Raw genomic sequence first — 3,897 nt, 5'->3', positions numbered from 1 at the left:
GCGCCGCGGGTCAGTCCGCGGCGGGCTCCGTCGTGCTCGTGGGCGTGCTCGTGGTGGTCGTCGCGCTCGCGGGCACGCCGTTGGCGCTCGCCGGGATGCGGCGCTCGAGGGCGAGCGCCAGCGCGCCGATGCCGAGGCAGCCGAGGACCATGACGGCGATGTAGACCGCATCGAGGTCGTGGTCGAGCAACAGTCCCGCGGCGATCGGCCCCGCGATCGCCCCGCCCTGGAACGCGGCCGAGTTGATCGCGTTGTAGCGGCCGCGGTTGTGGTCGGAGGCGAGGTCGTTGTAGATCGCCGGCACGGTCGGCTGCAGCAGGGTCTCGCCGAACGCGAAGACGCCCATGAACGCGAGCACGCCGATGGCCGCGGCGAGGGAGTCGGGCAGGAGGCCTGCCGCGCCGAGGATCAGCCACGAGAGCGCCCAGACGCCGGCCATCACCCACATCACCCGGGTGCGCCGCTTGCCGCTGATCTTCGCGAGCACGGTGAACTGCAGCAGCACGATGACCGCGGTGTTGACCGCGAACGAGAGGCCGATCACGCGGGTCGAGACCTCGGCCACCTGCCGCGCGTACGCCGGGAAGCCCGCCTCCATCTGGCCGTAGCCGATGAACATGGCGATGAAGGTGAGGAGCGTGAGCCAGAGCACCGCCGGCTGGCGGAGGATCTCGCGATAGCCGCCCGCCGCCGCCGACTCCTCGGTCGGCTCGGCCTGCGTGCGCACGTGGCGGAGTGGGCCGAGCAGCAGCGCCATGGGAATCAGTGCGCTGGCGGCATCGATGAGGAAGATCACCGTGAAGGTCTCTGGGGAGTCGACGTCGACGTAGAACCCGCCGATGATGCCGCCCACGCCGATGCCGAGGTTCACGAGCGCGAAGTTCACGCCGAAGTACTGCTGGCGCAGGTCGCCCGAGACCACGGCGGCGATGAGCGCGTTGAACCCCGGCCAGGAGACGCCGAAGTTCACCCCGATGAGCACGAGGGCGACGGCCGCGACCGCCGGGTGGGTGGCGAAGGCGAGCAGGGTGCAGCCGGCGATCATCGAGACGAGGCCGGCGAGCAGCACGGCCTTCGCACCGAAGCGGTCGATGAGGGTGCCGCCCGGGCCGGTGACGATGAGCCCGACCACGGCGATGAGGCTCATGAGCGCGCCCGACAGCCCGAGATCGAAGCCGCGCACCTCGTGCAGGTAGATGATCGTGAACGGCAGGGTGAGCCCCCGGCCGAGCGTCTGGATGGCGACGGTCGACAGCAACCACCGGCCCTCGGTGGGCAGGGCACTCCAGAACGTCCTCGCGCTGATCACTTCAGCATTCTGTTGCACCCGACCGACATCCCACCACCGGCGTGCCCCTGGCCGCCTCTTCCGCCACTGCCGCTCGCAGCGTTAGTGTGGCGACAGCAGTTCGAACCCCGGGGGAGGCGACATGTCTGCAGTGAACGGAGACGAGATCGGCGAGGTCGTGCTGACGCACGGCCAGCGACGCGGCATCCGTCTCATCGGATTGGCCGGCGTGATCGGCGGCATCCTGTTGATCCTCGTGGCGATCATCGCCTGGATCGGAGTCTCGAACCAGCTCCGGGCCGAGAACATCACGATCCCCGACGACTCGCCGTACTTCGCCGGCAAGACCGTCGACGGACCGATCGACGCCTTCATCCAGGCCGGGGTCATCAACGCGCACGCGCTCGAGGCCAGCGGCGGCAAGACGTACGCCGAGCTCGACCAGGACGACCCCGTGCGCGACACCGTGATGAACGCCTCGTTCCTGCGGGCCTCGCTCTTCACCTCGGTCGTCTCGTTCGGCGTCGCCCTGTTCGCCGCTGGGGTCGGCGTGATCTTCGTGCTCTTCGGCTGGGCGCTGCGCATGCTCGTGCCATCGCCGGCGCGCATATCGGCTCGCGCCTCGGCCGGCTGAGGCCGAGCGTGCACTCCGGCGCAGGCGATCGAAACCACCGTCGCCACGCGCGCATCCTGCGCGCCGTTCGTCGAGTTCGACGGTATCCGCACCGTCGCCGTCAACCTCTTGTCGAGCGCTCACGCGCCGTGGCAGGATCGCGCTCACCACGTCTCGTGAATGGAGCGTCATGCGCAAGTTTCGAACGATCGCCGCAACATCCGCTCTCGCATTGGCCATGACGGCGCTCGCCGCCACTTCGGCCGGTGCGACGACCTCGACGGCCGGGGAGGTGACCGGCGAGCAGGAGTACGTCGTGCTCTTCGCCGAGGGCACTCCCAGCGAGGCCGCGCACGCCGCGGTCGCCGCAGCGGGCGGCACCATCGTCAGCGAGAACACGGATGTCGGCGTCGCCACCGTGGTCACGACGGCCGCCGACTTCTCGGAGGTCGCCGCGGAGCAGGGCGCCATCGAGGGCACCGCCCAGAACCGGGTGATCGCCGACGTGCCCGCCGCCCGTGCCGGCGGCGAGGCCAAGAAGCACGACGAGGCCGAGGCCGAGGTGCGCGCTGCGGGAGCCGGAGCATCCGCTGCGAAGCAGGTCGCAGGCGGCAAGGGCAACGGCAACGGCAAGGGCAAGCCCGTCGCGGAGCCGCTCGCACCGCTGCAGTGGGACATGCAGGCGATCGGTGCGACGACCGACGGCTCCTACAAGTGGGAGACCGGGAAGAAGGGCGTGCTCGTCGGCATCATCGACACCGGGATCGACGGCTCGCACCCCGACATCGCACCGAACTTCAACGCCGAGCTCAGCCGGAACTTCACCGTCGACGTGCCGTTCGACGCGAACGGCGACCCCATCGACGGCCCGTGCGAGGAGGAGGCCGACCAGTCCTGCGAGGACGCAGCCGATGTCGACGAGGACGGCCACGGAACGCACGTCGCCTCGACGATCGGCGCGCCCATCAACGGCATCGGCATCGCGGGCGTCGCACCGAACGTCTCGCTCGTGAACCTCCGCGCCGGGCAGGACTCGGGGTACTTCTTCCTGCAGCCGTCGCTCGACGCGCTGACGTACGCCGGCAAGGTCGGCGTCGACGTCGTCAACATGAGCTACTACGTCGACCCGTGGCTCTTCAACTGTTCGAGCCACCCGGCGGACTCGCCCGAGGACCAGGCGGAGCAGCGCACGATCGTCGCGGCGATGCAGCGTGCGCTCGACTTCGCTCGACTCCGCGGCGTCACGCTCGTGTCGGCGGCCGGCAACGGCGCCACCGATTACACCAAGGCCATCAGCGATGCATCGAGCCCCGACTTCGCCGACGTGCCGGGTGAGGTCGCGTACGCGCGCGACCTGCTCGACCCCGCGAGCTGCGTCTCGACGCCCTCCGAGGCCGACGGCGTCATCTCGGTGTCGAGCATCGGACAGTCGGGCCGCAAGGCGTACTACTCCGACTACGGCAACGGCTACGTCGACGTCGCGGCCCCGGGCGGCGACGTCTACGACACGGCCGGGAACACGCGCGACATCACGAAGGCGACCCTCGCGGCGTACCCGAAGGCGCTCGCGGAGGCGAACGGCGAGATCGACGCCGACGGCAACCCGACGGTGGAGTACGTCGTGAAGAGCTGCGACGCCGCGGGCACGACCTGCGGGTACTACCAGTACCTGCAGGGAACGTCGATGGCCTCGCCGCACGCCGCCGGCGTCGCTGCGCTCATCGTGAGCCGGTACGGCCTGCCCGACGTCTTCCGCGGGGGCAAGTACCTGCCGCCGCGCGTCGTCGAGTCGCTCCTCGCGAAGAGCGCCGTCGACACGGCGTGCCCGGTGCCCGCCGCCTTCACCTACACGCGCAACCTGCCGAGCGGGGCGACGGTGACGGCCACGCACACCTGCGAGGGGAGCACCGCGAACAACGGCTTCTACGGAGCCGGCGTGGTGAACGCCCGCAAGGCGATCGGACACTGACCGATCGATGACACGACGGGGCCGGGC

3 protein-coding genes are annotated in these 3,897 nt (G+C 70.2%); 2 read left to right on the top strand and 1 reads right to left on the bottom strand.

Annotation, left to right across the window (positions count from 1 at the left end):
* Nucleotides 1–10 precede the first annotated feature (10 nt).
* Complete coding sequence (locus tag ACFTQE_RS20000; protein ID WP_376926712.1) at nt 11–1,309, bottom strand: MFS transporter; 1,299 nt, start codon at nt 1,307–1,309, stop codon at nt 11–13.
* A gap of 121 nt (nt 1,310–1,430) precedes the next feature.
* On the opposite strand from ACFTQE_RS20000, the gene ACFTQE_RS19995 reads away from it, so the two are divergent.
* Nucleotides 1,431–1,922: an aromatic ring-opening dioxygenase LigA gene (locus ACFTQE_RS19995; protein ID WP_376926711.1), complete on the top strand. Its 492-nt coding sequence runs from the start codon at nt 1,431–1,433 to the stop codon at nt 1,920–1,922.
* 169 nt (nt 1,923–2,091) lie between these two features.
* Nucleotides 2,092–3,870 (top strand): S8 family serine peptidase, encoded by a 1,779-nt coding sequence (locus ACFTQE_RS19990; RefSeq protein WP_376926710.1) that lies wholly within the window; start codon nt 2,092–2,094, stop codon nt 3,868–3,870.
* Nucleotides 3,871–3,897 lie beyond the last annotated feature (27 nt).

Origin of the sequence: Agromyces sp. NPDC056965 (assembly GCF_042673425.1) — a bacterium.
Taxonomy (GTDB): Bacteria; Actinomycetota; Actinomycetes; order Actinomycetales; family Microbacteriaceae; genus Agromyces.
Note: the sequence above shows the minus strand (reverse complement) of the source record. Positions and strands in the feature narration are given on the sequence as shown.

Bases quoted from the DNA above. Each gene is read 5' to 3' on its own strand.
- ACFTQE_RS19995 (WP_376926711.1), top strand. From the start codon at position 1,431: ATGTCTGCAGTGAACGGAGACGAGATCGGCGAGGTCGTGCTGACGCAC.
- ACFTQE_RS19990 (WP_376926710.1), top strand. From the start codon at position 2,092: ATGCGCAAGTTTCGAACGATCGCCGCAACATCCGCTCTCGCATTGGCC.